General features: G+C 75.6%; 18 protein-coding genes. 12 read left to right on the forward strand and 6 right to left on the reverse strand.

All coding sequences use genetic code 11. The features are described 5' to 3' along the window. Nucleotides 1-95: 95 nt before the first annotated feature. Complete coding sequence (locus ACI769_RS11475; protein ID WP_409141607.1) at nucleotides 96-4,652, forward strand: FtsK/SpoIIIE domain-containing protein; 4,557 nt, start codon at nucleotides 96-98, stop codon at nucleotides 4,650-4,652. Between the two features lie 123 nt (nucleotides 4,653-4,775). Here the strand turns inward: ACI769_RS11475 and ACI769_RS11480 are convergent, their stop codons facing one another. Beyond that, nucleotides 4,776-5,237 (reverse strand): hypothetical protein, encoded by a 462-nt coding sequence (locus ACI769_RS11480; RefSeq protein ID WP_228485038.1) that lies wholly within the window; start codon nucleotides 5,235-5,237, stop codon nucleotides 4,776-4,778. Nucleotides 5,238-5,477: 240 nt separating this feature from the next. Between ACI769_RS11480 and ACI769_RS11485 the strand changes: the two genes are divergently transcribed. Continuing rightward, nucleotides 5,478-5,726: a WhiB family transcriptional regulator gene (locus tag ACI769_RS11485; protein WP_021481972.1), complete on the forward strand. Its 249-nt coding sequence runs from the start codon at nucleotides 5,478-5,480 to the stop codon at nucleotides 5,724-5,726. Nucleotides 5,727-5,866: 140 nt separating this feature from the next. Here ACI769_RS11485 and ACI769_RS11490 read toward each other — a convergent pair whose 3' ends face one another. Beyond that, the gene (locus ACI769_RS11490; protein WP_085387501.1) at nucleotides 5,867-7,348 is read right to left on the reverse strand and encodes a sensor histidine kinase; all 1,482 of its coding nucleotides are present in this window, start codon (nucleotides 7,346-7,348) and stop codon (nucleotides 5,867-5,869) included. A gap of 134 nt (nucleotides 7,349-7,482) precedes the next feature. Here ACI769_RS11490 and ACI769_RS11495 point away from each other — a divergent pair, with 134 nt between their 5' ends. The 7 genes from ACI769_RS11495 (at nucleotide 7,483) to ACI769_RS11525 (ending at nucleotide 15,838) form a co-directional block, all read left to right on the forward strand. Beyond that, on the forward strand, nucleotides 7,483-7,983 hold the full coding sequence (locus tag ACI769_RS11495; RefSeq protein ID WP_021481970.1) for a DUF2505 domain-containing protein: 501 nt from the start codon (nucleotides 7,483-7,485) through the stop codon (nucleotides 7,981-7,983). A 292-nt stretch (nucleotides 7,984-8,275) separates the two neighbouring features. After that, nucleotides 8,276-9,610, forward strand: coding sequence for an ABC transporter substrate-binding protein (locus ACI769_RS11500; protein WP_043653372.1), 1,335 nt, complete (start codon nucleotides 8,276-8,278; stop codon nucleotides 9,608-9,610). Nucleotides 9,611-9,726: 116 nt separating this feature from the next. Further along, complete coding sequence (locus tag ACI769_RS11505; RefSeq protein WP_409141608.1) at nucleotides 9,727-10,851, forward strand: carbohydrate ABC transporter permease; 1,125 nt, start codon at nucleotides 9,727-9,729, stop codon at nucleotides 10,849-10,851. Beyond that, the gene (locus tag ACI769_RS11510; protein WP_034651858.1) at nucleotides 10,848-11,768 is read left to right on the forward strand and encodes a carbohydrate ABC transporter permease; all 921 of its coding nucleotides are present in this window, start codon (nucleotides 10,848-10,850) and stop codon (nucleotides 11,766-11,768) included. Before ACI769_RS11505 ends, ACI769_RS11510 begins: the two co-directional genes overlap by 4 nt. A 135-nt stretch (nucleotides 11,769-11,903) precedes the next feature. After that, nucleotides 11,904-13,454: a glycoside hydrolase family 1 protein gene (locus tag ACI769_RS11515; RefSeq protein ID WP_163188318.1), complete on the forward strand. Its 1,551-nt coding sequence runs from the start codon at nucleotides 11,904-11,906 to the stop codon at nucleotides 13,452-13,454. A gap of 67 nt (nucleotides 13,455-13,521) precedes the next feature. Further along, on the forward strand, nucleotides 13,522-14,538 hold the full coding sequence (locus ACI769_RS11520) for a LacI family DNA-binding transcriptional regulator (RefSeq protein WP_144722733.1): 1,017 nt from the start codon (nucleotides 13,522-13,524) through the stop codon (nucleotides 14,536-14,538). Nucleotides 14,539-14,620: 82 nt separating this feature from the next. Beyond that, on the forward strand, nucleotides 14,621-15,838 hold the full coding sequence (locus ACI769_RS11525; RefSeq protein WP_409141609.1) for a DNA glycosylase AlkZ-like family protein: 1,218 nt from the start codon (nucleotides 14,621-14,623) through the stop codon (nucleotides 15,836-15,838). 73 nt (nucleotides 15,839-15,911) lie between these two features. Here the strand turns inward: ACI769_RS11525 and ACI769_RS11530 are convergent, their stop codons facing one another. Further along, the gene (locus tag ACI769_RS11530; RefSeq protein WP_409141610.1) at nucleotides 15,912-19,448 is read right to left on the reverse strand and encodes a bifunctional proline dehydrogenase/L-glutamate gamma-semialdehyde dehydrogenase; all 3,537 of its coding nucleotides are present in this window, start codon (nucleotides 19,446-19,448) and stop codon (nucleotides 15,912-15,914) included. Between the two features lie 53 nt (nucleotides 19,449-19,501). Here ACI769_RS11530 and ACI769_RS11535 point away from each other — a divergent pair, with 53 nt between their 5' ends. The 3 genes from ACI769_RS11535 to ACI769_RS11545 all read left to right on the forward strand — a co-directional run bounded on the left by ACI769_RS11535 (nucleotide 19,502) and on the right by ACI769_RS11545 (nucleotide 22,575). Continuing rightward, nucleotides 19,502-20,251 (forward strand): AraC family transcriptional regulator, encoded by a 750-nt coding sequence (locus ACI769_RS11535; protein WP_076405902.1) that lies wholly within the window; start codon nucleotides 19,502-19,504, stop codon nucleotides 20,249-20,251. A 90-nt stretch (nucleotides 20,252-20,341) separates the two neighbouring features. Continuing rightward, complete coding sequence (locus tag ACI769_RS11540) at nucleotides 20,342-21,142, forward strand: aldo/keto reductase (protein WP_144722735.1); 801 nt, start codon at nucleotides 20,342-20,344, stop codon at nucleotides 21,140-21,142. Between the two features lie 86 nt (nucleotides 21,143-21,228). Then, complete coding sequence (locus tag ACI769_RS11545) at nucleotides 21,229-22,575, forward strand: Glu/Leu/Phe/Val dehydrogenase (RefSeq protein WP_249355976.1); 1,347 nt, start codon at nucleotides 21,229-21,231, stop codon at nucleotides 22,573-22,575. 84 nt (nucleotides 22,576-22,659) lie between these two features. Here the strand turns inward: ACI769_RS11545 and ACI769_RS11550 are convergent, their stop codons facing one another. From ACI769_RS11550 to ACI769_RS11560, 3 genes are all read right to left on the reverse strand, one after another. Then, nucleotides 22,660-23,493, reverse strand: coding sequence for a tryptophan-rich sensory protein (locus ACI769_RS11550; protein ID WP_137281163.1), 834 nt, complete (start codon nucleotides 23,491-23,493; stop codon nucleotides 22,660-22,662). 232 nt (nucleotides 23,494-23,725) lie between these two features. Further along, nucleotides 23,726-24,460, reverse strand: a complete 735-nt coding sequence (hemQ, locus tag ACI769_RS11555) for a hydrogen peroxide-dependent heme synthase (RefSeq protein WP_061267467.1) — start codon at nucleotides 24,458-24,460, stop codon at nucleotides 23,726-23,728. A 40-nt stretch (nucleotides 24,461-24,500) separates the two neighbouring features. Further along, nucleotides 24,501-25,739: a ferrochelatase gene (locus ACI769_RS11560; protein ID WP_114553513.1), complete on the reverse strand. Its 1,239-nt coding sequence runs from the start codon at nucleotides 25,737-25,739 to the stop codon at nucleotides 24,501-24,503. Between the last annotated feature and the right edge of the window lie 62 nt (nucleotides 25,740-25,801).

Below are 25,801 nucleotides of genomic sequence, written 5' to 3' on the forward strand. Positions count from 1 at the left end.
CCTTCGGCCGACGCGCGCCCCTGTGGACGGACCCCCGTCCACAGGGGCGCGGTCGTGCCCGGCCCGCGCGGACCGCCGTCGGGCACGATCGCCGGGTGCTCTCCCCCGCCCCGCCCCTCGCTCCCGGTGCACCGCCGGGCGGCACTCCCGCGCCCCCGTCCGACGGCGGGGTGTGGGTGCGCGTGACGGTCCACCCGGGCACGGACGTCCTGCTCGCCGCGGGCACGCGCCTGGGCGACGCGCGACCCGCTCTCGCCGACCTCGGGTGCCGCCCCGAGCTGCGCACGGCACCGCTCGCCGTGGACGGCGTCCCCGTCGACGACGACCAGCGCTGCGGCACGCGCCCGCTGCTCCCCGGGGCGACGGTCACGGTCGTGCGGGCGGGGTCGGACCCGCGCAGTCGCGACGACGGGCCGGTGCCCGAGGACGTGCTCGCGGCGCCCCGGCACGTCGCGGTCCTGGGCGGCCCGGACGCCGGGCGGCTCGTCGCCGTCGGGCACGGCGACCGGGGACGCACCCGCGTCGACCGGCTCGACGTCCGCTGGCGCACCACGCGGCGCGGGCCCCGGGTGCGGGTCCGCGTTCCGCGCGGCACGCGCCGAGTGCCCGACGACGCTGCCGTCCTTCGTACGCGCCCGGCCCGGGCCGGTCGGCGGGTGGGCTCGTGGCGCGCGGTGCGCTGGCGCGTCGGCCGCGCCCTGGTGACGCCCGACGGCGCGTACGCCCTGCGCGCGCGGCCCGCGCTCGTGCACGGTCCCCGGTCGGGACCGGCCGTGGGTCCGGACCGTCCCACCGAGGCCGGCCGCCTCGGGACGGCGCAGCTCGCGACCGCGCTCGTGCCGGCCGTCGCGTCGGTCGGGCTCGCGGTGGCGCTGCGCCAGCCGCTCCTCGCGCTGCTCGCGCTCGTGGGGCCGCTCGCGGTCCTCGGTCCCGCGATCGCCGAGGCGCGCCGCCGCCGCGTCGCGCAGCGCGCCGCGCCGTCCGAGGCCGCGGCGGACGTCGGCACCGCCCCCGGCACCGTGCCGGTGGACCCGCTGGGCCCCCGGCCCGCCGACGTCCTGCTCTGGGCGACGATCGCCCGGCTCGCCCCGGGCGCCGACCTGGCGCGGACGGGAGCAGCGGGGGCGGGGGCGGCGGGCGCTCCCTCGGCGCACGCCGGGTCGTCAGGGGCGGCGCCGGGAACGACGGTCGGCACGACGTCGGGCGGGTCCGTGGGCGCGACCGGTGGCGGGGCGTCGCTCGCGGCGTCGGGTGGGACGAGCCCGTCGCGGGTCCGGCTGCCGGACGGGTGCGTGGCCGTCGTCGGGCCCCGGGACGTCGCGCTCGCCGCGGCCCGGGCCCTGCTCGTGGAGGTACTCGCCTCGGGGGCGCCACTGACGGTGCGGCCCGCGGCGCAGGACGCGACCGCGTGGTCGTGGTGCCGCTGGCTGCCGCACGCCCGCGCCGTCCGGACGCTCGACGCCGTGGCCGCCGCCGACCCGCCCGGCCTCGTCGTCGTCGACGGCCCGGTGCCTGCGGGCGAGCTCGCCCGGGCGTGGGAGCGGTGCGCACCCGTGGGCACGGACGTGCTGCTGGTGCTCGGGGACCGGGCGCAGGTCCCGGCGTGGTGCCGGACGCTCGTCGACGTCTCGGGAGCCGTCGCCGTCGTCACGGGTCCCGACGGCGCCCGGACGCCGCGCGAGCACGTCGGCGTGAGCGCCGGGTGGGCGCTCGGCCTCGCGCGGCGGCTCGCCGCGGCCGAGCACCTCGGCCGGCTGGGCACCGGGGACGGGGACCGTGCGGGTGAGCCCGACCCGGGCGACCCCACGGCGCGGTCGCTGCCGTCGGCGGTCGCGCTCGGTCCCCTGCTGGGCGCACCGCGAGCGCCGGACCGGCTCGCGACGTGGGTCGCCGAGCGCTGGCAGGACGCGGCCCGCCGGGACGGGCACGGTCTGCGGACCGTGCTCGGCGTCGGGCCCGGGGGCGCGCCCGTCGCCGTCGACCTCGTCCGCGAGGGGCCGCACGCGCTCGTCGCCGGCACGACGGGCGCCGGGAAGTCCGAGCTCCTGCAGTCCCTGGTCGCCGGGCTCGCGCTCGGACGCTCGCCCGACGAGCTGTCGTTCGCGCTCGTCGACTTCAAGGGTGGCGCGAGCTTCGGGGCGTGCGGCCGGCTGCCGCACGTCGTGGGCCAGGTGACCGACCTCGACCCGGGGCTCGCGGGACGGGCGCTGGCCGGGCTCCGGGCCGAGCTGCACCGGCGCGAGCGGATCCTCGCCGCGGCGGAGGTCGCGAGCATCGACGCCCTCCCCCGGGGACGGCTCGCGCGGCTCGTGGTCGTGGTGGACGAGTTCCGCGCGCTCGCCGACGACCTGCCCGACCTCGTGCCCGGGCTGCTGCGTGTTGCCGCGCAGGGCCGGTCGCTCGGCGTGCACCTGGTCCTCGCGACGCAGCGGCCCGCAGGCGCCGTCAGCGCCGACGTGCGGGCGAACGTCACGCTGCGGATCGCGCTCCGGGTCGTGGACGTCGCCGACTCGCGCGACGTCGTCGACTCGCCGCACGCGGCCCGCGTCCCGGCATCGACGCCCGGGCGCCTGGTCCTGCGCCGCGGCGCCGAGCCACCGGTGGCCGTGCAGTGCGCACGAGCCGGCGGGCCGCTCGCCCTGCCGGAGGCGCGCGTGCGGCTCGCGGACCCGTGGGGCGCTGGACGCGGCCCGGGCGGGCCTGCGCCGGGCTCCTCGGACGACCACCTGCCGCTCCTCGTCGCGGCGGCGCACGAGGTCGCGGCGCGCTCGGGACTGCGCCCCCACCCCGCGCCGTGGCTCCCCGCCCTGCCCGCTCGCGTCGGACCCGGCGAGCTCGCCGGGGTCGACGGGGTGGACGGGATCGACGGGACCGACGGGACCGACGGGACCGACGGGACCGACGGGACCGACGGGATCGACGGCGAGGCGGTGCGCTCCGACGACCGCGCGCTGCCCGTCGCGCTCGGTGACCTGCCGGCCCTACAGCGCCGCACGGTGGTCCGCTGGGACCCGCGCGACGGTCATCTCGCGGTCCAGGGCCGGCCCCGGTCGGGCCGCACCACGGCCCTGCGCACCGTCGGGCTGGCTGCGCTCGACCGCGGCTGGGCGGTCCACGCGATCGGGTCGGGGCTCGCGGACCTCGCGGCGCACCCCGGCACCGGCACGGTCGTGGACCGGAGCGACCCGCGCCGTGTCGTCCGCCTCCTCCGGCTCCTAGCCGGTCACGACGACGGTCAGTCCCGACCCGCGGGGCTCGACCGCACGACCGGACGCACCCTCCTCCTCGTGGACGACGTCGAGGCCGTGCGGGGCGTGCTCGCCGGCGTCGCGGGCGGAGCCGGCGCCGACGCCCTCGCGGACGTGCTCGCCGACTCCCCCACGGCGGTCGCCGTGAGCGCGAGCGGGCCGACGGTCGGCGGCCTGGCGTCGCTCGTCGGCGTCAGAGCGGTGCTGGCCTCGCGCGACCGCCACGACGACGTGTCGCTGGGCGTGCCAGCAGCGCTCGCCGGGCAAGGCGGACCGCCCGGCCGGGCGGTGTGGCTCGGGCCGGGCGACCCGCTCGTGTGCCAGGTCGTGCTGCCACCGACCGTCGCGCGAGGACGAGCACGGCGCCCGGCGCCGCCCCTGCGGGGCGCGTTCCGGCTGCACCCGCTGCCCGACGACGTCGGGACCGCCGATCTCGACGTGGCCGGGCACGCGCCGGGCGGGATCGACGCGGGCACCGTCCTCGTCGTGACGGACCCCGGCCTCGCGGTCGCCTCGACTGACCGAGACGGCACGGACGTCGCGCCCGGCCCGAGACCCACCTGCGACCCGGTCGGTCGAGGCGCCGCGGACGTCGCGGTCGGCCGGGGCGGCGACGACGGCCGGACGCTGTGGATGGACGTCGCGCGGGGCGCGCTCGTCGTCGGGCCGCCCGGGAGCGGCCGCACGAGCACGCTCGCGCTGCTCGCCCGGCACGCGGCCGCCACCGGCTCGCTCCGCGCGGTCGTGAGCCGCGACGGCGCGCTGGCGGGCGCGGCGATGCCTGCCCCCGGGCGCACCGCGCGCACCACCGGCCGGGCCAGGAGCGGGAACGGCAGGAAAGACGGGAGGGCGAGCAGCAACAGCCATGGCAACCGGGACGGGAGCGGGACGACCGACTGGAGAGCGAGCGGCAGCAGCAACGGGAACCAGAGCGGGAACGGGATCCGGAACGGGAACGGAAACGGGAACCGGAACGGGGCGATCGTCGTGCGGCGGTACACGCCGGCGGACGTCGCGCGCCTCCTCGACACGCTGGAGGCAGGTCAGGGCGCTGCGACGTTCCCGAGCAGGGCGACGGCGCCGCGGGTCGTGGTGGTCGACGACCTGGACGTGCTGACCCAGCTCTGCGTGCTGGAGGCCGACCGGCTCGCGGCGCTGTGCCGGGACGGGCTCGTGCTGCTCGCGTCGGCGACCACGGGCGCCGCGGCCTCGGCGTTGCGCGGTCCGCTCGCGGACCTGCGCGGGGCGCGCAGCGGGATCGTCCTCGCGCCGCGGGAACGCGGGAGCGCCGAGGTGTTCGGGCACGGGCTGGAGTGGCTCACCGAACCCGGCCGACCCCGACCGGGCCGAGGGGTGCTGGTCCAGGGCGCGTGGCTGGCGCCGCTCCAGGTCGCCCGCCCGTGACGGACGAGAGCCGCGCCCGGCGCAGCGTCGGCCACGGCGGGGGCAGGGCCGGTCCTCCGGGGCCGTCAGGCGAACAGGCCGGGCCGCAGGCGTGCGCGCCGGAATCGAGCAGCGCGCCGGGAGTCAGGCAGCCGGGCGGACGTCGCGCGTGGTCGCCTCGACGACGGGACGCAGCATGAGGAGGACGAGCACCACGACGGCGAGCACGAGCGCGACGACGACCCACGGGGTCACGCCCACCTGGAGCGAGCTGACCGCGACGACCCCCTGGAGGATCTGCCAGGTCGCGACGGGCGACCGCGCCCAGCGCTGCCCGCGCAGCAGCCCGCGCACGCTCGCGGCGAGCACGGCCCCCACGCCGAGGGCGAAGACGACGAGGAAGACGCTCACCCCGAACGACTGCGAACCACCGCGGAGGAGCTCGACGAGGATCAGCACGGCGCCCACCGCGAGCGCGGCGATCTCGATGCCGACCCCGGCGACGAGCGCCGTCAGCGCGGGCGGCCGCGACCCCCCGTCGGACGACGGTCCCGGGGGCGTCGGGCGGGGCTCGGGCGGGGTTCCGGAGGGCTCGCGGGAGGGCACGATCACCCAGCGTACGCGCCGACCTGCGGCTTCACACCCGTGTGACGAAGGCCTCACGATTCATGCGACGGAAACTTTCTCGTAACCCCTTGTGCTGTGCTTCACGAGGTGTGAACCTGGTTCAAGCATCAATCACCCCCCGCCTCGAGCCCTTGGCCCGGGCAGCCCCCTGCCGGGTCGCCCAGCGACGAGTCATCACCTCGCGACCAGGCTCCCCTCTGCCCGAAGGAGACGACGAACATGGACTGGCGCCACCGCGCAGCCTGCCTCGACGAAGACCCCGAGCTGTTCTTCCCCATCGGGAACACCGGCCCTGCGCTCCTCCAGATCGAGGAGGCGAAGGCCGTCTGCCGCCGCTGCGACGTCGTCGACACGTGCCTCAAGTGGGCCATCGAGTCCGGCCAGGACGCCGGCGTCTGGGGCGGTCTCTCCGAGGACGAGCGCCGCGCCCTCAAGCGCCGCACCGCGCGCGCACGCCGCGCCGGCTGACACGCCGCTCCGCCTCCGGGCGTCGAGCAGCACGACGGGCCGTCACCCTCCGGGGTGGCGGCCCGTCGTCGTGCGGTGCCTCCGCTCCGCGACCCGTGCCGTGCGCGCCTCCGCGCGGCGGCCGCCGCCGTGCCGGCCGGTCAGCCCTGGCGGTTGCCGTCGCGCAGCACGAGCGCGAGCACGACCTGGGTGCCCCCGCCGGGCCGCGGCGACCACTCGATGGTGCCGCCGAGCTCGTTCGTCACGAGGGTCTGCACGATCTGCGACCCCAGGCCGCTCTTGGCGGCCTTGCCCGCCCGGGCGACGTCGCCGTCGGGCATGCCGACACCGTCGTCCGACACGACGATCCGCAGGGCCGAGCCGTCGCGCTCGACCGCGACCTCGACCGTGCCGGTCTCCTGCTTCGCGAGGCCGTGCTCGACGGCGTTCGTGACGAGCTCGGTGAGGATGAGCGCGAGGGGGGTCGCGTCCTCCGCGGGCACGAGCCCGAAGCTCCCCGTGCGGACGGTGCGCACGCTCGTGTCGGCGGAGGCGACGTCGGCCGCGAGGCGCAGCGCGCGACCGACCATGTCGTCGAACTCCACCTCCTCGTCGAGCGTCTGCGACAGGCTCTCGTGCACGAGCGCGATCGTCGCGACGCGGCGCATCGCCTCCTCCAGCGCCGCGCGCGCCTCGGGGACGTCCATGCGCCGGGCCTGGAGCCGCAGGAGCGCCGCGACGGTCTGGAGGTTGTTCTTCACGCGGTGGTGGATCTCGCGGATCGTCGCGTCCTTGGTGATGAGCTCGCGCTCCCGGCGGCGCAGCTCCGAGACGTCGCGGCACAGCAGGACGGCGCCGATGCGCTGGCCGGACTCGGTGAGCGGGAGCGCGCGCAGCGACAGCGCGACGCGCTGCGCCTCGATCTCGGTGCGCCAGGGCGCGCGGCCCATGACGACGAGCGGGAGCGACTCGTCCACGGGGGTCTGGTGCTCGATGAGGTCGGCCGTCACCTCGGCGAGCGACCGCCCGACGAGCGGGCCGATGACCCCCAGGCGGTGGAAGCAGCTCAGCGCGTTGGGGCTCGCGTAGAGGACCTCGCCCTCGGAGTTCAGCCGGATGAGGCCGTCGCCGACGCGCGGCGCGCCGCGACGCGGACCGGTCGCGGCGTTCGGGAAGGGGAACTCCCCGCGCGAGATCATCGCGATGAGGTCGTCCGCGGCCTCGACGTAGTTGAGCTCGAGGCGGCTGGGCGTGCGCCCGCTCCCGAGGTTGGTCTGCCGCGCGACGACGGCGATCGCCTTCCCGGAGTGCAGGACCGGGATGGCCTCCTCGCGCACGGCGTACGCGCCGAACCAGCGTGGCTCGCGCGAGCGCTGCGACCGCACCTCGGTGAGCGCGCGCTCGAGCTGCGGGCGCTGGCCCTCCGGGGCGAACGACCCGACGATGTCGTCGTAGTGGACGGTCGCGCCCGTCGACGGCCGGCACTGGGAGACGGCGACGAAGTTGCCGTCGCTCGTGGGCAGCCACAGCACGAGGTCGGCGAACGCGAGGTCGGAGATCACCTGCCAGTCGCCCACGAGCAGGTGCAACCACTCGTTGTCCGCCGGGCTGAGGTCGGCGTGGCGGGAGATGAGGTCACTCATGGCAGACACGGACCCCAGCGTAGAGGGGCGCGACCGGTAGAGTCCCCTCAGCGCCCGCGTGCGCGGTCGCCCGAACCGTCAGCCGTCCCGTCGGCCGGTCCGTCACGGGCCGGCGCAGGGCCCGAGGAGGTCCCGTGCACCTGAGCGTCGAGCTCCGCTACCCCGCCCCCGTCCACGCCGTCGGGGCGATGCTCGCGGACGAGGAGTTCGTCCGCTGGCGCGCCGCCCGCTCGGGCGGCGAGGGCGCACACGTCGAGCAGGTGGACGTCACCGGCGGGCCGGACGAGGGGTTCACCGTCACGGTGCGACGGACGCTGCCCACGGACCAGATCCCGGCGCACGTCCGCTCGTTCGTCGGGGGTCGTCTCGAGATCCGGCAGGCGGAGGCCTGGGAGCCGGAGCGCGACGGCGAGCGGTCGGGCACGGTGTCGCTCGAGATCACGGGCGCACCGGTGCGGCTCACGGGCACCGTGACGCTCTCCCCGGAGGGGGACGGCACGGTCGAGCGCTACGACGGCGAGGTCAAGGCCAACGTGCCGCTCTTCGGCGGGGCGATCGAGCAGGCCGCGGCGGAGGCCGTGCGGACGGCGCTCGCCGCCGAGGAGTCCGCCGGTCTCGCGTGGCTGTCGCGCTGACCACCGACCGAGCGGCGCCCGGCCCGACCTGATCGGCGACCCGGCGACGCCGGCCCGGCGACCGGTCTCGAACCGGTAACGATTTCCACAGAACCCGACCAACTGGTAGGTCGCCGTAACGCCCTGACCTGCGGCGATACGTCGGTGGGAGCGCGACCACACCCGTGCGGACCCGACCCAGGCTTGACACGGGTTCGGGCGGGAACGCACGATCAGGCCGTTGTGTGGAAGCGCTACCACATTGGTGGTGGGAGCGCTGCCACGACCCCGCCCCACCGACAAGGGAGTCACCGTGCTGAGCAGCACCCGTACGACCCGCCGGCCCCGCAAGGCGATCACCGCCGTCGCAGGCCTCGCGGCCATCACCCTCACCCTGACCGCGTGCTCGAGCGGCTCCGGCTCGGACGACGACGCGACGGGCTCCGGCGACGGAGACAAGATCACGCTCACCGTCGCGACGTTCAACGACTTCGGCTACACGGACGAGCTCCTCGCCGCGTACACCGCGGAGCACCCGAACGTGACCGTCAAGCAGACGAAGGCCGCCAAGTCCGAGGACGCGCGGACCAACCTCACCACGAAGCTCGCCGCCGGCGGCGAGGGCCTCGCGGACATCGAGGCCATCGAGGTCGACTGGCTCCCGGAGCTCATGCAGTACCCCGACCTCTTCACCGACCTCACCGACTCGTCGCTCGACGGCCGCTGGGTGGACTGGAAGGTCCAGCAGGCGACGACGACCGACGGCAAGCTCATCGGCTACGGCACCGACATCGGCCCGAGCGCGATCTGCTACCGCCAGGACCTCTTCGAGGCTGCGGGCCTCCCGAGCGACCCGGCAGGCGTGGCGGAGCTCCTCGGTGGCGAGGACGCCACGTGGGACGACTACTTCGCCGCGGGCAAGACCTTCGTCGCCGCGAGCGACGCGGCCTGGTACGACTCCGCGATGTCCATCTCGCAGGCGATGGTCAACCAGATCGACAACGCCTACGAGGAGTCCGACGGCACGCCCAAGGACCTCGCGTCCAACCAGCCGATCATCGACATCTACGACACGGTGCTCGAGCAGTCGACGACGAACGAGCTCTCCGCCGGCCTCGAGCAGTGGTCGGGCGACTGGGACGCCGCGTTCCAGAACGACGGCTTCGCGACGATGATCTGCCCCGCGTGGATGACCGGCCCGGTCGAGGAGCGCTCGGGCGGCGTCACCGGCTGGAACGTCGCGGACGTCTTCCCCGGCGGCGGCCTCAACTGGGGCGGCTCGTTCCTCACGGTGCCGGCCTCCGGCCCGAACGCCGAGGCGGCCAAGGAGCTCGCCGCGTGGCTGACCGACCCGGCGCAGCAGACGACGGCCTTCGAGAACGCGGGCACGTTCCCGTCGCAGCTCGAGGCGCAGGAGTCCGACGCCGTGCAGTCCTTCACGAACGACTTCTTCAACGACGCCCCGGTCGGCACGATCTTCGTCAACCGTGCGCTCGCGATCGACAGCGCGCCGTTCAAGGGCGCGAACTACTTCTCGATCCACACGACCGTCCAGGACGGCATCAAGCGCGTGGACGTCGAGAAGACGGACGACGCCGCCTCCTCGTGGCAGAAGACGCTCCAGTCCTTCCAGGACCTGGGCCTGTGACCTGACGGGGCCGGGGGCGGCACGATCTGCCGCCCCCGGCCCCGCGCGCGTCCGCCCGCGGACGACGCCCCGCACCCGCAGCCACCCAGCGCCACCGAGCAGCCCAGGAATCCCACATGGCCGTCCTCACGCCCACCCAGCCCTCGCCGGGGCTCAGCGGGCCGCCGCCGCGCACGCCGCGCCGCGTCGGCTTCTCCCAGCGCCTCAGCCGCTGGGACGTCAAGGTCTCGCCCTACCTCTACATCTCGCCCTTCTTCATCCTGTTCGCGATCACGGGACTCTTCCCGCTCGTGTACACCGCCGTGGTGTCGGTCTACGACTGGAACCTGCTCGGCGGCCAGGGCGACTTCGTCGGTCTCCAGAACTACACGGACGTCCTCGCGCAGCCGACGTTCTGGAAGTCCCTGCGCAACACCGTCTCGATCTTCGTGCTCTCGTCCGTGCCGCAGGTCGTCGCCGCGATCGCGATCGCGGCCCTGCTCGACCAGAACCTGCGCGCCGCGACGTTCTGGCGCATGGGCGTCCTGCTGCCGTACGTCGTCGCGCCCGTCGCGGTCTCGATGATCTTCGGCCGCCTGTTCGCCGACCAGTACGGGCTCATCAACGAGCTGCTCAGCCTCGTCGGCGTCGACCCGATCCGCTGGCACGCCGACGCCCTCGCGAGCCACGTCGCCATCGCGTCGATGGTGAACTTCCGCTGGACCGGCTACAACGCGCTGATCTTCCTCGCCGCGATGCAGGCCGTGCCGCGCGAGCTCTACGAGGCCGCGATCATCGACGGCGCCGGGCGCGTGCGCCAGTTCTTCTCCGTGACCGTCCCCCAGATCCGCGCCACGATCATCTTCGTCGTCATCACGTCGACGATCGGCGGCCTGCAGATCTTCGACGAGCCGCGCATGTTCGACGCGCAGGGCCTCGGCGGCGCCGACCGGCAGTGGATGACGACCGTGCTCTACCTCTACGACGTCGCGTGGGGCAACCAGAAGAACTTCGGCCGTGCGGCCGCCGTCGCGTGGCTGCTGTTCCTGCTCATCATCCTCGTGGGCATCGTCAACTTCCTCGTCACCCGGCGGATCGCCACGTCGAACGCGCAGCCGCGCCCGCCACGCTGGGTGCGTCGCCGCCACGAGGCGCGCAAGCGCCTGCGCGCCGAGGACGCCATGTCCGCGCAGCGTTCCGCCGCGGGGACCGAGGCGTCCGTCCCGACCGCCGCCAGCCCGACCGACCGGAGGAAGCGATGAGCTCCGTCCCCGTCATCGCCCAGACCGCCGGCCCGGGCGCGGCCCGCGCCGCGTCCCGCCGCCGGAGCGCCGGGAAGAACGTCGGCGGCACGCAGCGCCGCCCGCGCTGGGTCACGTACACCATCCTCGGGATCGTCCTGCTCATCTCGGTGTTCCCGCTGTACTTCACGCTGATCCTCGGCTCCTCGACGCCCGAGGAGATCTCGCGCAGCGCGCTGCCCCAGCTCCTGCCCGACGCGAGCCTGTTCGACCGGTTCGCCGACGTCATGAGCTCGGACGCGATCAACTTCTGGAAGGCCGCCTGGAACTCCGTGGTCGTCGCGGTGCTCACGTCCCTCTCGGTCGTGCTGTTCTCGACGCTCGCCGGCTTCTCGTTCGCGAAGCTCCGGTTCCGCGGCCGCGGCCCGCTGCTCGTGTTCGTCATCGCGACGATGGCGGTGCCCACGCAGCTCGGCGTCATCCCGATGTACATCCTCATGTCGGACCTCGGGTGGATCGGCAAGCTCCAGGCCGTCATCGTGCCCGCGCTCGTCACGGCGTTCGGCGTCTTCTGGATGACGCAGTACCTCGGCGAGGCGCTCCCGTACGAGCTCATCGAGGCGGCCCGGGTCGACGGCGCGTCCATGATCCGCACGTTCTGGTCCATCGCGCTGCCGGCGGCCCGCCCGGCCGCCGCGATGCTGGGCCTGTTCACGTTCGTGCAGCAGTGGACGAACTTCTTCTGGCCGTCCATCGTGCTCAACCAGAACAACCCGACGCTGCCGCTCGTGGTGCGGTCCCTGCAGTCGAACTTCTTCGTCGACTACTCGCTCGTCATGGCCGGGATCTTCCTCGTCACGCTGCCGCTCATCGTCATCTTCATCTTCACCGGCCGCCAGCTCGTGGCGGGCATCATGCAGGGCGCCGTCAAGGGCTGACGCCCGACGCCCCGCGCCGCACGACCCGCCCACCGCCCGGTGGGCGCGGTCCGTGCTGCGCGCCGACCGTCGCGCGGGCGGGCCCGACCGGCCCGCCCGCGTGCCATCCCGCGACTTCTCGAAGGACAATCGACCATGACCAGCTTCGTCCCGTCCGCGCCCCTCCCCCCGAACCCGGCGACCGCGACCGGACGCGTCGAGATGCCCCCCGGCTTCCTCTGGGGCGCCGCGACGGCCGCGTTCCAGATCGAGGGCGCGGGGCACACCGACGGACGCACGGACTCCGTGTGGGACGCGTTCGCCCGCGTGCCGGGCGCCGTCGTGAACGGCGACGACGGCATGGTCGCGTGCGACCACTACCACCGGTACCGCGAGGACGTCGCGCTCCTGCGCGACCTCAACCTGGGGACGTACCGGTTCTCGACGTCGTGGGCCCGCGTGCGCCCCGACGGCGGCGCGGTCAACCCCGCCGGGCTCGCGTTCTACGACCGCCTCGTCGACGAGCTGCTCGCCGCGGACGTCCTGCCGTGGCTCACGCTGTACCACTGGGACCTCCCGCAGGCGCTCGAGGACAAGGGCGGCTGGACGTCGCGCGACACGGCGTACCTCTTCGCCGAGTACGCGGTGACGATGCACGAGGCGCTGGGCGACCGCGTCGGCGTGTGGACGACGCTCAACGAGCCGTGGTGCTCCGCGTTCCTCGGCTACACCGCGGGCGTGCACGCGCCCGGCCGGCAGTCGCGCGAGGACGGCCTCGCGGCCGCGCACCACCTGCTGCTCGGGCACGGCCTCGCGGTCCAGGCGCTGCGCGAGCGCGCGCCGGAGGCGAACCTCGGGCTCACGCTGAACTTCACGGTGTCCGACCCGGTCGACCCCCAGGACCCGGCCGACGTCGACGCCGCGCGCCGGATCGACGGCCAGTTCAACCGGATCTTCCTCGACCCCGTCTTCCACGGCGAGTACCCGGCCGACGTCCTCGAGGACGTCGCGCCCTACGGCCTGCTCGACCACGTCAAGGACGGGGACCTCGAGATCATCTCCACCCCGATCGACACGCTCGGGGTCAACTACTACAACGGCGGGGCGGTCTCGGCCCGCCCGCAGACGACGGCGCCCGGCACCGGGAGCGACGGCGGCGGGGGCACGCGCCCCGAGGGCGTCCGCGACGAGGAGGCCGACGCCGCGCCGGTGCGCCCGACGTCGTCCCCCTACCCCGCCGCGGACGGTGTGCACGCCCACTCCCGCGGCCTGCCGCGCACGGACATGGGCTGGGAGGTCCAGCCCGAGGGGCTGACGCGCCTCCTCACGCGCCTGCAGCGCGACTTCACCGGCCCGCGCGGCGTCGCGATGTACATCACCGAGAACGGCGCCGCCTACCCGGACCAGGTGGGCCCGGACGGCTCGGTCGACGACCAGGACCGGCTCGAGTTCCTCGACGCGCACCTGCGCGCGACGCGCGACGCGATCGACGCGGGGGCGGACGTGCGCGGCTACTTCGCGTGGTCCCTCATGGACAACTTCGAGTGGGCGCTCGGCTACACGAAGCGCTTCGGCATCGTCCGCGTCGACTACGAGACGCAGGAGCGCACCGTCAAGGCGAGCGGCGCCTGGTACGCCCAGGTCGCACGCGACAACGCGATCCCGGCGCGCGAGACGCCGGTCGCGGACGCCGCCCCGGCCGAGTGACGGCGACGGTGAGGACACGGTGAGCGGGGCGGTGCGGACCGGGGAGCGCGCGCGCCATACTGTCCCGATGAACAGCCTGCGCTCCGCGCCGACCCTGGACGAGGTGGCCCAGACGGCGGGTGTCTCGCGCTCGACGGCGTCGCGCGCCATCAACGGCGGCCTGCGGGTGTCGCCCGAGGCGCAGGCGGCGGTCGACGCCGCCGTCGCGCAGCTCGGCTACACGCCCAACCGCGCCGCCCGCTCGCTCGTGACGCGCCGCACGGACTCGATCGCCCTCGTGGTCCCCGAGCCCGACGAGCGCATCCTCACCGACCCGTTCCTCGCGGGCACGATGCGCGGCGTGAGCGCCGCGCTCGGCGGCACGGACCTGCAGCTCGTGCTGCTGTTCGCGCGCCCCGACGAGCAGCCGGGCCGCATCGTGCGGTACCTCAGCAGCGGCCACGTCGACGGCGCGATCGTCGCGTCGCACCACCGCGACGACGACCTCGAAGAAGCGCTCCTCGCGGCGCGCCTGCCCGCCGTGTTCGTGGGGCGGCCGTTCCACCCGACGCCGGACCTCCTGTACGTCGACGTGGACAACGTCGAGGGCGGCCGCCTCGCGGCGCGGCGTCTCGTCGAGGCGGGCCGGCGCCGTATCGCGACGATCGCCGGCCCGCAGGACATGACGGCGGGCGTGGACCGGCTCACGGGGTTCCGCGAGGTGCTGCGCGACGCCGGCCTGCCGGACGACGCGGTCGAGATCGGCGACTTCGCCGTCGCGGGCGGCGCGGCGGCCATGGAGCGCCTCATCGCCGCGCACCCGGACCTCGACGGCCTGTTCGTCGCGTCCGACCTCATGGCCGAGGGCGCGCTGCGCGTGCTCGCGGCCCACGGCCGCGACGTGCCGCGCGACGTGTCCGTCGTCGGCTTCGACAACCTCGCCACCGCCGCCACGACGTCGCCCCCGCTCACCACGGTCCAGAACCCCATGGTCGAGATGGTGCGCGGCGCGACCGACCTCCTGCTCGACCTCGTGGGGGGCCGCGGCGACGAGATCGCGTCGCAGGTCCTCGCGCCGGAGCTCGTCGAGCGCGACTCCGTCTGACCCCGCGCCGTCCGCGGCGCCGCGCGGCACCCGAGGCGTGGGGGGCCGAGACGCTGTGGGCGGTCGCTCGTAACCTGGCGTCGTGCACCCGTCCACGGAACCGGTGGTGGCCACGCTCTCGCGGGCCGACGTCCTCGCCGCGCGCTGGCACGCCCACGAGCTCGACCGGGCGCCGGGCGCGGCGGCCGCGGTGACGGACGTCGCCGTCCTCGACCTGGGCGTCCAGGACACGGGGTCCGACGGCGCCGCGTGGGCGCTCGCCGTCCGGGGCGCCCCGCCCGTCGCGCCCAGCACCCTGCCGCCCGACCTCGCGCTCGCGTGGACGCTGCGCGGCGCCCCGCACGTCTACCGCCGCGCGGACCTCGCCGACGTCGCGACCGCGACGGCGCCGTTCTCCGAGGCCGACGCCGCCAAGCGCGTCTACGACGCGAGCCGACCGCTCCGCGCGGCGGGTGTCGCCGTGCTCGACGCCCTGCGCACCGAGGCGCGGCTCGAGCGCGAGCTCGTCGAGACCCCGACCGTCAAGGGCGACCTCTCGACGCGGCTCACCGCGCGGCTCCCGGAGCCGCACCTGCGCTGGTGCGGGCCGTGCGGCGCCACCCACAGCTACGAGCAGACGTTCCGCCTCGCGGCCCTGCAGGCCGGGCTCGAGCTCGAACCGGGCTCGTCCCCGCCCGTGCTGCGGCGCGTCCCCGGCCTCGAGCCGCCGCTCTACGGGCGCCTCGGCGGCGACGCCCTGCCGCGCCTGGACGTCGTCCGCGGCTACCTGCGCTTCTTCCCCGCCGCCAGCGTCCAGGACGTCGCCGCGTTCCTCGACGCCCCGGTGAAGGACGTCCGGGACCGGTGGCCCGACGACGCGGTCCGCGTCGAGGTCGCCGACGTCGAGCCCGGCCCGCGGCCGACCGAGCGCTGGGTGCTCGCCGAGGATCTCGGTCGCGTCACGGGCGCCGCCGCGCGCGAGCGCGACGCGCGACCCGCGCCCGGCGCCCCGGTCGTGCGCCTCGTGGGCACCTACGACCTGTTCCTGCAGCTGCGCGACCGCGCGACGCTCGTCCCGGACGTGGCGCGTGCCAAGGACCTGTGGCGGGTCCTCGGCCGGCCCGGGGCCGTGCTCGCGGGCGGCGAGGTCGTGGGCACGTGGCGGCCCCGCGCGTCGGGCCGTCGCCTCACGGTCCTCACCGACCCCTGGGTCCCGTGGGACGCCGGGCTCGCCGACGCCGTCGCCGAGCAGGCGGAGCGCCTGCGCGCGTACCGCGACGCGGCGTCCGTGACCGTCTCGCCGGTGCCGGACGCGCGGTAGCGACCGGGGTGCCGCGCGGTCGTCGCGGGAGGGGCCCGGCGGTGGCCGAGCCTCTCCCGCGCGCCGGGAGCGGTCAGCGCTTCACGTGGCCGTACCGGTGCGTCGTGCGGCTGACGGCCTGCTCGTGGAGCACGGTGAGCAGCTCGCGGCGCCCGCTCGCGACGACGGGGTGGTCGAGCACCGTGACCTCGCCGACGCGCTCGGCCGCGGCCTCGTGCAGCCCCGGCGCGGAGCCGACGACGCGGACCCGGCCCCGGACGGCGCCCGACGCGACGCGGCGCGCGAACTCCTCGTCGCTCACCGCGGCGTCGCCCGTGCTCGGCACGACGACGGCCGGCACGCCCGCGGTGCGCGCGGCGTGCAGGACGCGCTCGACCTCGACGGGGAGCGCGTCCGCGCCGACGCGCACGGTGAGCACGTCGAACGGGCGGTAGCGGAAGACGTTCGCCTCGACGTGCAGGCCCGAGGGGTCGTGGCCCACGGAGAACTCCCGCTCCCACCAGCGCACGTCGTCGGCCTTCGCCCACGCGAGCCACGCCTCGGGCGCGGTCTCGCGCGCGGGCGGCACCGCGTCGTGCGTGCCGTCGGTGCCCGACGCCGACGCGCTCGTCGAGGTGTCGGGCGCGTCGCTCCAGCGCCCGAGCTGCGCGACGTAGTTCGGCCCGCCCGCCTTGGCGCCCGGCCCGACGGCCGACTGCTTCCAGCCGCCGAACGACTGCCGCTGCACGATCGCGCCGGTGATGTGCCGGTTGACGTAGGCGTTGCCCACCTGGACGGCGTCGAGCCAGCGTTCGACCTCGGCGTCGTCGAGGCTGTGGATGCCGCCGGTGAGGCCGAACGGGACCGCGTTCTGCAGCGCGATCGCCTCGTCGAGGGTCGCGGCCGTCATGATCCCGAGGACCGGCCCGAAGTACTCGGTGAGGTGGAACGGCGACCCGGGCGCGACGCCCTCCCTGAGACCCGGCGTCCAGAGGCGGCCCTCCAGCTCGGGCCCGCCGTCCAGCAGCCGCGGTCGCACGAGCCAGGACTCCCCCGGCTCGAGCGTCGTCAGGGCGTGCAGCAGCTTGCCCGACGCGGGCTCGGTCAGCGGGCCCATGGTCGTCGCGACGTCCGTCGCCGGACCGACGGCGAGCGAGCGCACCGCGTCCACGAGCTGGCGCCGCACCCGGCGGCCCGTCTCCGTCCGCGGGTCGCCCGCCGAGCCGACGAGGATCGCGAGCGACGCGGCCGAGCACTTCTGCCCCGCGTGCCCGAACGCCGACCGCACGAGGTCCGCGACCGCGAGGTCGAGGTCCGCCGACGGCGTGACGACGAGCGCGTTCTTGCCCGACGTCTCGGCGAGCACCGGCCGCGACGGCTTCCACCGCGCGAAGAGCTGCGCGGTCTCGATCGAGCCCGTGAGCACGACGCGCGCGACGTCGTCGTGCGTGACGAGGCGGGTGCCGAGCTCGTCGTCGGGCACGCGGACGTACTGCACGACCTCGGTCACCGAGCCCGCGTCCAGCCCCGCGAAGTCACCGGGCGCCGCGGCCACCGCGTCGCGCAGGCCCGCGTGGACCGCCTCGACGGCGACCTCGAGGCAGCGCGGCGTCGGCGGCGCGGGCTTGGCGAGCACGGCCGACCCGGCCGCGAGCGCCGCGAGGACCCCGCCCACGGGGATCGCGACGGGGAAGTTCCACGGCGGCGTGACGAGCGTGACGCCGTCGGGCGCGAACCGGGCACCGGGCACGTGGTCCAGCTCCTCGGCGGAGCGCGCGTAGTAGCGCGCGAAGTCGACGGCCTCGCTCACCTCGGGGTCGGCCTCGGCGACGGTCTTGCCCGGCTCGTGCACCATCGCGGCGACGAGGTCGGTGCGCGCCTCCTCCAGGCGCCGGGCGACGGCGCGCAGCGCGGCGGCGCGGGCCGCCGGGGCGACCTGCGACCACGCGGCGGTCGCGCGCACGGCGGTCGCGACGGCGTCGTCCACCTGGGCGGTCGTCGTGAGCTCGGGCGTGCGGACGGGGACGTACCCGGAGCCGGTCCCGGTGACGTGGCGGGCCCAGTCCCGCGAGGCGGCGACGGCGGGGTCGGTGTCGGGGGCGTTCGCGAAGCCGGCGCCGGTCCCGCCGCCGACGGCGGGCCGGGGCGTGCGGCGCGGCGCGACGTCGGTCTCGGCGTAGTGCACCCCGTGGCGCACGGACGCGCGGAACGCGGCCTCCTGGCGCTCCATGGGGCTGCCCGCGGGCGACCCGTCGGGCGCGAACATGGCGTGCAGGAAGTTCTGCTCGGCGGCGTTCTCCTCGAGGCGGCGCACGAGGTAGGAGATCGCGACGTCGAAGTCCTCGTCGCGCACGACGGGCGTGTACAGCACGACGCACCCGCCGCGCCCGGCGCGCGGGCCGCTCTCGACGCGGTCGGCCGCGACCTCGTCGCGCACGGCGCGCGCCTCGCCGGGGGCCATGCCCTGGAGCATCTCGACGTCGAGAGCGTGGCTCACGCCGCGGGCCCGGCCGAGGAGCACGGCGAGCGCGACGTGGAAGAGGTTGTGGCTCGCGACGCCGATGCGCACGGCGTCGGTCCGCGGCGCGCGCAGGGCGTGGTCGAGGAGGCGGACGTAGTTGGCGTCGACGTCGGGCTTGGTCGGGTAGGGCGCCTGCGGCCAGCCGTGCAGCTCGGCCTCGACGGCCTCCATCGCGAGGTTCGCGCCCTTGACGAGGCGCACCTTGACCGGCGCTCCCCCGGCGGCGACGCGCTCGGCCGCGAAGCGCGTGAGCCCGTCGAGCGCACCGAGCGCGTCGGGCAGGTACGCCTGGAGCACGATCCCGGCCTCGAGGTCGTGCAGGTCGTCGTGCGCGAGGATCTCGCGGAAGACCGCGGTCGTGAGCGCGAGGTCCTTGTACTCCTCCATGTCGAGGTTGAGGAAGACGCCGTGGTCGCGCGCCGCCCGGTACAGCGGCAGCAGCCGCTCGACGACGCGGGCGCACGACCCGTCGAGGTCCCACGTGACGAGCTGCGACGCGACGGACGACACCTTGACCGACACGTAGTCGACGTCGGGGCGCCGCACGAGCGCGAGCGTGCGCTCGAGGCGAGCGTCCGCCTCGGCCTCGCCGAGCACGGCCTCGCCGAGGAGGTTGACGTTGAGCGCGTAGCCCTCCGCGCGGGTGCGGGCCAGGTGCGGGCCGAGGCCGCGGCCGGCGTCGGCCACGAGGTGGCCCACGAGCTGGCGCAGGCGCACGCGCGCGGCCGGCACGACGACGCGCGGCAGCACCGGCGCGACGCCCGCCCCGACGCGCAGGAGGGACCGGTCGACCGGCCCGAGGAACGACCCCGCGCTGCCCGCGAGCTCGCCGAGGCGGCCGAGCGCCCGCGCGGCGACGTGCACGTCCTGGGGGCGCGCGACGTCGTCGACGAACCGGACCGCGAGCTCGAGGCCCGTGGGGTCGGAGACGAGCGCGCCGAGCCGCTCGGCGGTCCGGCGGGCGCGCGCGTCGCCCGCTCCCTCGCTGGCGGCGAGCCAGCGCCGGGCCAGCGCGACGGCCTCCTCGACGAGGTCGTCCGGGGAGGTGAGGCTCGTGCCGCCGACGGCTCCGGGGGTGGGGAGCGGCCGGGCGGGCGCGTCGTTGCTCATCCCTCCAGGGTGCCTCGGGTCGTGGTGGCTCGTCTTGTACGATCCGGGGCGACATGGCACCCGTCCGCGACAACCTGTGGCCCGAGGGCATGGCGCTCCTCGCCGCCCTCAGCCCCGCCATGGTCGCGCTCATGGACGAGCTGCCGGACACGATGTTCTGCGCGAAGGACGTCACGGGCCGGTACGTCGCGGTCAACCCGGTGTTCGTCGCGCGGACGAACGAGCGCTCGCGCCGCGCGGTGCTGGGCCGACGCGCGCGCGACCTGTTCGTCGCACAGCTCGCCGAGCGCTACGAGCAGCAGGACGCCGAGGTGCTGCGCGGGCGCGCGCTGCGCGGCGAGCTCGAGCGCATCCGGCGGCTCGGCGGCACGTCGGGCTGGTTCCTCACCTCCAAGCTCCCCGTGCACGACGACGCCGGTCACCTCGTGGGGATCGTCTCGGTCTCGCACGACCTGCGGGCGGGCGCGGCGGACGACGCGACGATGGACTCCCTCGCCGCGCTCGTCGCCGCGGTCGAGGCGGACCTCGGGGCGCGCTGGACGACGGCGCGGCTCGCCGAGGCGGCGGGGTGCACGCCCGCGGTCCTCGACCGGCGCGTGCGGCGCGTGTACGGCGTGACGCCGCGCCAGCTCGTGCTGCGCACCCGGGTCGACCACGCGACACGCCTGCTCGCGGGGAGCGCCGTGTCGATCGGCGACGTCGCGGCGGCGAGCGGGTTCTACGACCAGCCGTCGTTCACGCGCACGTTCGCGCGCCTCGCGGGCGAGACCCCGGCCCAGTACCGGCGCCGCACGCGGCGCTGACCGTTCCCGCCCGCGCGACGGCGGGCGGGCCCGCGGTGCCGAGCGCGCCCGCGGTGGCGAGGGACGGCGTCGGGCACGGAGACTGACGGCATGACCTCCACAGACCCCGCCCCCGTCCCCACGGTCGAGCTGCCCGGCGGCCCGATGCCCCTGCTCGGTCTCGGCACCTGGCAGTCCGAGGGCGACGACGCCTACCGCGCCGTGCGCCACGCGCTCGACGTGGGCTACCGGCACGTCGACACCGCGACGGGCTACGGCAACGAGGCGCAGGTGGGGCGCGCGCTCGCCGACTCCTCCGTCGACCGCGCCGACGTGTTCGTCACGACCAAGCTCCCGCCGGACGCCGCGGGCCGCGAGCGCGAGACTCTCGAGGCGTCGCTGCGCGACCTCGGCACGGACCACGTGGACCTGTGGCTCATCCACTGGCCGCCGGCGGGCGAGGCGTCGCCGTGGGTGTGGGAGCGGTTCGTCGAGCTGCGCGACGAGGGCAAGGTGCGCTCGATCGGGGTGAGCAACTACTCGGTCGAGCAGGTCGACGTGCTGTCCGAGCAGGTCGGCGAGACGCCCGCCGTCGACCAGATCCCGTGGAGCCCGGCCGACTACGACCACCGGGTCGTGCACGAGCTCGCGCAGCGCGGCGTCGTGCTCGAGGGGTACAGCCCGTTCAAGCGCACCGACCTCGACGCGCCGGTGCTCGCCGAGGTCGCGGCCGCGCACGGCGTCACCCCCGCGCAGGTCGTGCTGCGCTGGCACCTCGACCACGGGTTCGTCGTCATCCCGAAGTCCGTGACGCCGGAGCGCATCGAGGCGAACTTCCGGGTCACCGGGTTCTCCCTCACCGCCGACGAGCTCGCGGCGGTCGACGCCCTCGGGCACCGCCGGGGCGCGTGAGGGGCGAGCGACCGCGCCGGGGGTAGCGTGACCCTCGGTGCCGCACACCCCCGCGGCACCGAGGAGAACCTCGAACCGGAGGAACCGTGACGACGACGTCCGTGCCGCCCGCCACCACGAGCGACGGCCCCACCCCCACCGACAGCACCGATCTCCCCCGCGGCACGCGCCGCTCCCCCGACGCCGGCGCCCCGGCGTCCGCGCTCGACACCGCGCACGCGCAGCTCGCCGGCGCGGTCCGCTTCCTCGGCTACGACGACGGCCTGCACGAGATGCTCGCGACCCCGCGCCGCGAGGTGAACGTGGCCGTGCCGCTGCGGCGCGACGACGGCCGCACCGTCCTGTTCCACGGCTACCGCGTGCAGCACAACGTGTCGCGCGGTCCGGGCAAGGGCGGCCTGCGGTACGCGCCGAGCGTCGACATCGACGAGGTCCGCGCGCTCGCCATGTGGATGACGTGGAAGTGCGCCCTCGTGGACCTGCCGTACGGCGGCGCGAAGGGCGGCGTCGCGATCGACCCGCGCTCCTACTCCGACGCCGAGCTCGAGCGCGTGACGCGCCGCTACACGTCGGAGATCATGCCGGTCATCGGGCCCGAGCGGGACATCATGGCGCCCGACATGGGCACGAGCGAGCGGACCATGGCGTGGGTCATGGACACCTACTCCGTCAACCAGGGCTACACGATCCCGGCCGTCGTGACGGGCAAGCCCATCACCGTGGGCGGGTCGCTCGGCCGCACGACGGCGACGAGCGCCGGGGTCGTGCACGTCACCGCCGCGGCGCTCGAGGAGGCGGGCGTGCCGCTGTCCGACGTGCGCGTCGCCATCCAGGGCTTCGGCAAGGTCGGGTCGCACGCGGCCGCGATCTTCGCGGCCCGCGGGGCCCGCGTCGTGGCGGTCTCCGACCAGTACGGCGGGGTGCACGCCCCGGACGGTCTCGACGTGCGCGCCCTGGTCGAGCACGTCGCCGCGACGGGGAGCGTCGTGGGCTTCGACCGGGCCGACCCGGTGGACAACGACGCGCTGCTCGCGCTCGACGTCGACGTGCTCGTCCCGGCCGCGGTAGAGGGCGTGCTCGACGGCGACACCGCTCGCACCGTGCGCGCGCGCTGGGTCGTCGAGGGCGCCAACGGCCCGACGACCGCCGAGGGCGACCGCGTGCTCGCGAAGAACGGCGTGACCGTGGTGCCGGACGTGCTCGCGAACGCGGGCGGCGTCGTCGTCTCCTACTTCGAGTGGGTCCAGGCGAACCAGGCGTACTGGTGGACCGCGGAGGAGATCGGCGACAAGCTCGAGCACCGCATGCTCCACGCCTACGAGGAGGTCGCGGGTCTCGCGCGCCGAGAGGACCTGAGCCTGCGCGACGCAGCGCTCGTCATCGGCGTCCAGCGCGTAGCAGAGGCCCACCAGATCCGAGGCCTCTACCCCTGACGGACCACGCTCGGCCCCGCCGAGCACGGGGTCCGCGACCGTCCTGGGCTCGATCCGGTCGCGGATCCCGTGCTCGGCGGGTGATCAGGGGCGTGGGTGGCGGGTTGTCGCCAGGAGCGCCGACAGGAGGGCGATCGCGGATGCTGCGACGGCGGCCCAGGCGACGGTGGGGTTCACGAGCTCGCCCTGGAACCGCCCGACGGCGATCCACGCGAGGCCCCACGACATCGCGAGGCCGATGCCGAGCACGACCGCGCGGCGACCGGCGGCGAACGCCGCCCACGCGACCGAGAGGGCGGCGGCCGCCGCGACGAGCACGACCGACCAGCCCGTCGCGCCGAGGCCGAGCTCGCCGACGCCCGCGTCGGTGAGCGCCGCGGCGACGTTCGCGAGCGTCGCGACGCTCACCCAGCCGGTGTACAGGCCCATCGTCCCGTCGAGCACGACGGCCTGCGCCGCCGACTCGGGCCGACGGCGCACGAGCCGCACGACGACCACGGCGTTGACGGCGAGCAGCGCCGCGATGACGACGACGCTGAGCGGCACCCACCCGGCCTGCACGACGCCGATCCACGCGGCGTTGAGGACCATGGACACCAGGACCCACCACGCGGTCGCGCGCAGGCGGGGGCTCGTCGCGTGCCGCGGCAGCACCTGGTAGACGGCGAACGCGAAGAGGCCCAGGTAGATGACGGACCAGATGCGGAACGCCGGGTTGTCGGGCGCGACGGGCGTCGCGGTCGAGGACAGCGCTCCGCCGGCGGTCTGCTCGACGGACGTGCCGCCGAAGGCGCCCGCGCCGTACGCGGCGGCGCCGGCCGCGACGAGCGAGCCGACGAGGACGACGACCTGGCGGACCCGATCGGAGGGAGCGGGGGCGCGGACGCTTCCCGCGGGGACGGCGGCTGCGGTGGTCATACCTCCAGCCTGACATCACTCAGCATGCTGAGCACCTTGGGAGCGTCGCCGCTCCCCCGCCGAGAACGACGCTGCTCGCCGACGAGAACGACTCTGCTCCCCGCCGAGAACGACTCTGGTGTCGGTATCGCGGAGATACCGACACCAGAGTCGTTCTCGGCCGCAGGCCCGGGGCGGGGCCGGGCCTGCCGGGCGGGCGGGCGGGCGGTTGGGTTGAGTGGGTGGGTGGGGCTCAGGCCAGGGGCTGGCGGTCCGCCCAGTCGGCGAGCGTCGTGCGCGGGCCCGTGAAGAACGGGACCTCCTCGCGCACGTGGCGGCGCGCCTCGGTCGCGCGCAGCTCGCGCATGAGGTCGACGATGCGGTGCAGCTCGTCGGCCTCGAACGCGAGGATCCACTCGTAGTCGCCGAGCGCGAACGACGCGACCGTGTTGGCCCGCACGTCCGGGTAGTCCTTCGCCGCGAGGCCGTGGTCGCGCAGCATGGTGCGGCGCTCGGCGTCGGGCAGGAGGTACCAGTCGTACGAGCGCACGAACGGGTAGACCGACAGGTAGTCGCGCGGCTCCTCGCCCGCGAGGAACGCGGGCACGTGCCCCCGGTTGAACTCCGCCGGGCGGTGCAGCGCCACGTTCGACCACACGGGCTCGAGGTGCGCGCCCAGGCCGCTCGCGCGCAGGTGCTGGTAGGCGCGCTGCACCGACTCGACCGTCGGGCCGTGCCACCACACCATGAGGTCGGCGTCCGAGCGCAGGCCCGCGACGTCGTACCAGCCGCGCACGACGAGGTCGCCGTCCGTCGCGGACGGGTCGTCACCGCCGCCGACGGCGGCCAGCGCGTCGGCCACGAGGCCCGCGCGCTCGTCCGCGTCGGCGGGCAGGGGCGCCGCCGTCGCGAAGACGGACCACATCGCGTAGCGGATGGTGGTGTTGATCTGCTCGTGGTCCGCGGGCACGCGCGCGGCGTCGTTCATCGGGGTTCCTCTCGGGTCCGTGCGGGGTGTCCGCCGGGGTTCAGCTGTGGATGTCCGTGCTGCACAGCGCCGGGACGCCGCTCGGCTCGCCGTCGCGGCGCAGGCAGCAGCCCGGCGCGCACACCGAGCGGAACGCCGGGAGCGCGCCGACCGTGGCCTGCGCGACGTCCTCGCCGCGCGCGAGCGCCGCGCGCTCGACGAGCAGGTCCACGAGGCCGCGCACGAACGGCTCGCGCGTGCTCACGGTGCCTGCGCGGACGGCGGTCATCCCGAGCCCCGTCGCGGTCTCCATCGCCTCGGTGTCGAGGTCGTACGCGACCTCCATGTGGTCGGAGACGAAGCCGATCGGCGAGAGGACGACGTCGCGGACGCCGTCCTGCGCGAGGGCCTCCAGGTGGTCGTTCACGTCGGGCTCGAGCCACGGCTGGCTCGGCGGGCCGGACCGCGAGCAGTACGCGAGGTCCCACGCGACGTCGTGGCCCAGGCGCGCCGAGACCTCCGCGGCGATGACGCGCGCGAGGTCGAGGTGCTGCTCGGAGTACGTCGCGAACGAGATGCGCGACGCCGCCTCCATCGTGTCCGGGATGGAGTGCGTGACGAACACGAGCCGCGCGGCCGCGCCGTCGCCGCCCTTGTCCGCGAGCGCCGCGTAGCCGTCGAGCACCGCGTCGACGTTCGCCTGCGCGAAGCCCGGGTGGTTGAAGTAGGAGCGCACCTTGTCGAACTGCACGCCCGTGGAGCCGTCGGGGCCGAGCTGGCCGCGCCCGTCGAGCACGACCGCGAGGTCCTCGCGGTACTGGCGGCAGCCCGAGTACGACGAGTACGCGGACGTCACGAGCGCGACGGCGTTCTTCGCGCCCAGCGCCTCGAGCTCGTCGATCGCGTCGGTCGTGTACGGCTCCCAGTTGCGGTTGCCCCACACGACGGGCAGCTCGACGCCGCGGCGCGCGAGCTCGGCCTCGAGCGCCGCCTTGAGCGCGAGGTTCTGCTCGTTGATGGGGCTCTTGCCGCCGAAGCCGTAGTAGTGCTCGCCGACCTCCTCGAGGCGGGAGTCCGGGATGCCCTTGCCCGCGGTGACGTTGCGCAGGAACGGCACGACGTCCTCGGGCTTGTTGGGCCCGCCGAACGAGTACAGCAGCAGCGCGTCGTACGGGCGCAGGTCGGGCGCAGGGCCGGGGTCGACGGTGCTCGCGGGGGTGGCGGCGGGCTCGACGGGCTCGACAGGCTCGGCGGCCCGGCCCGTGTCGGCAGTGACGTCCTGGGGGGAGAACGGGGGCATGCTCCCGATCATGGCACCCGCTCCTGAGCCCGCTCGTCCGGAAGCGGGCACCTCGGACGTGA

Source organism: Cellulosimicrobium sp. RS, assembly GCF_046159675.1.
Lineage (GTDB): Bacteria > Actinomycetota > Actinomycetes > Actinomycetales > Cellulomonadaceae > Cellulosimicrobium > Cellulosimicrobium funkei.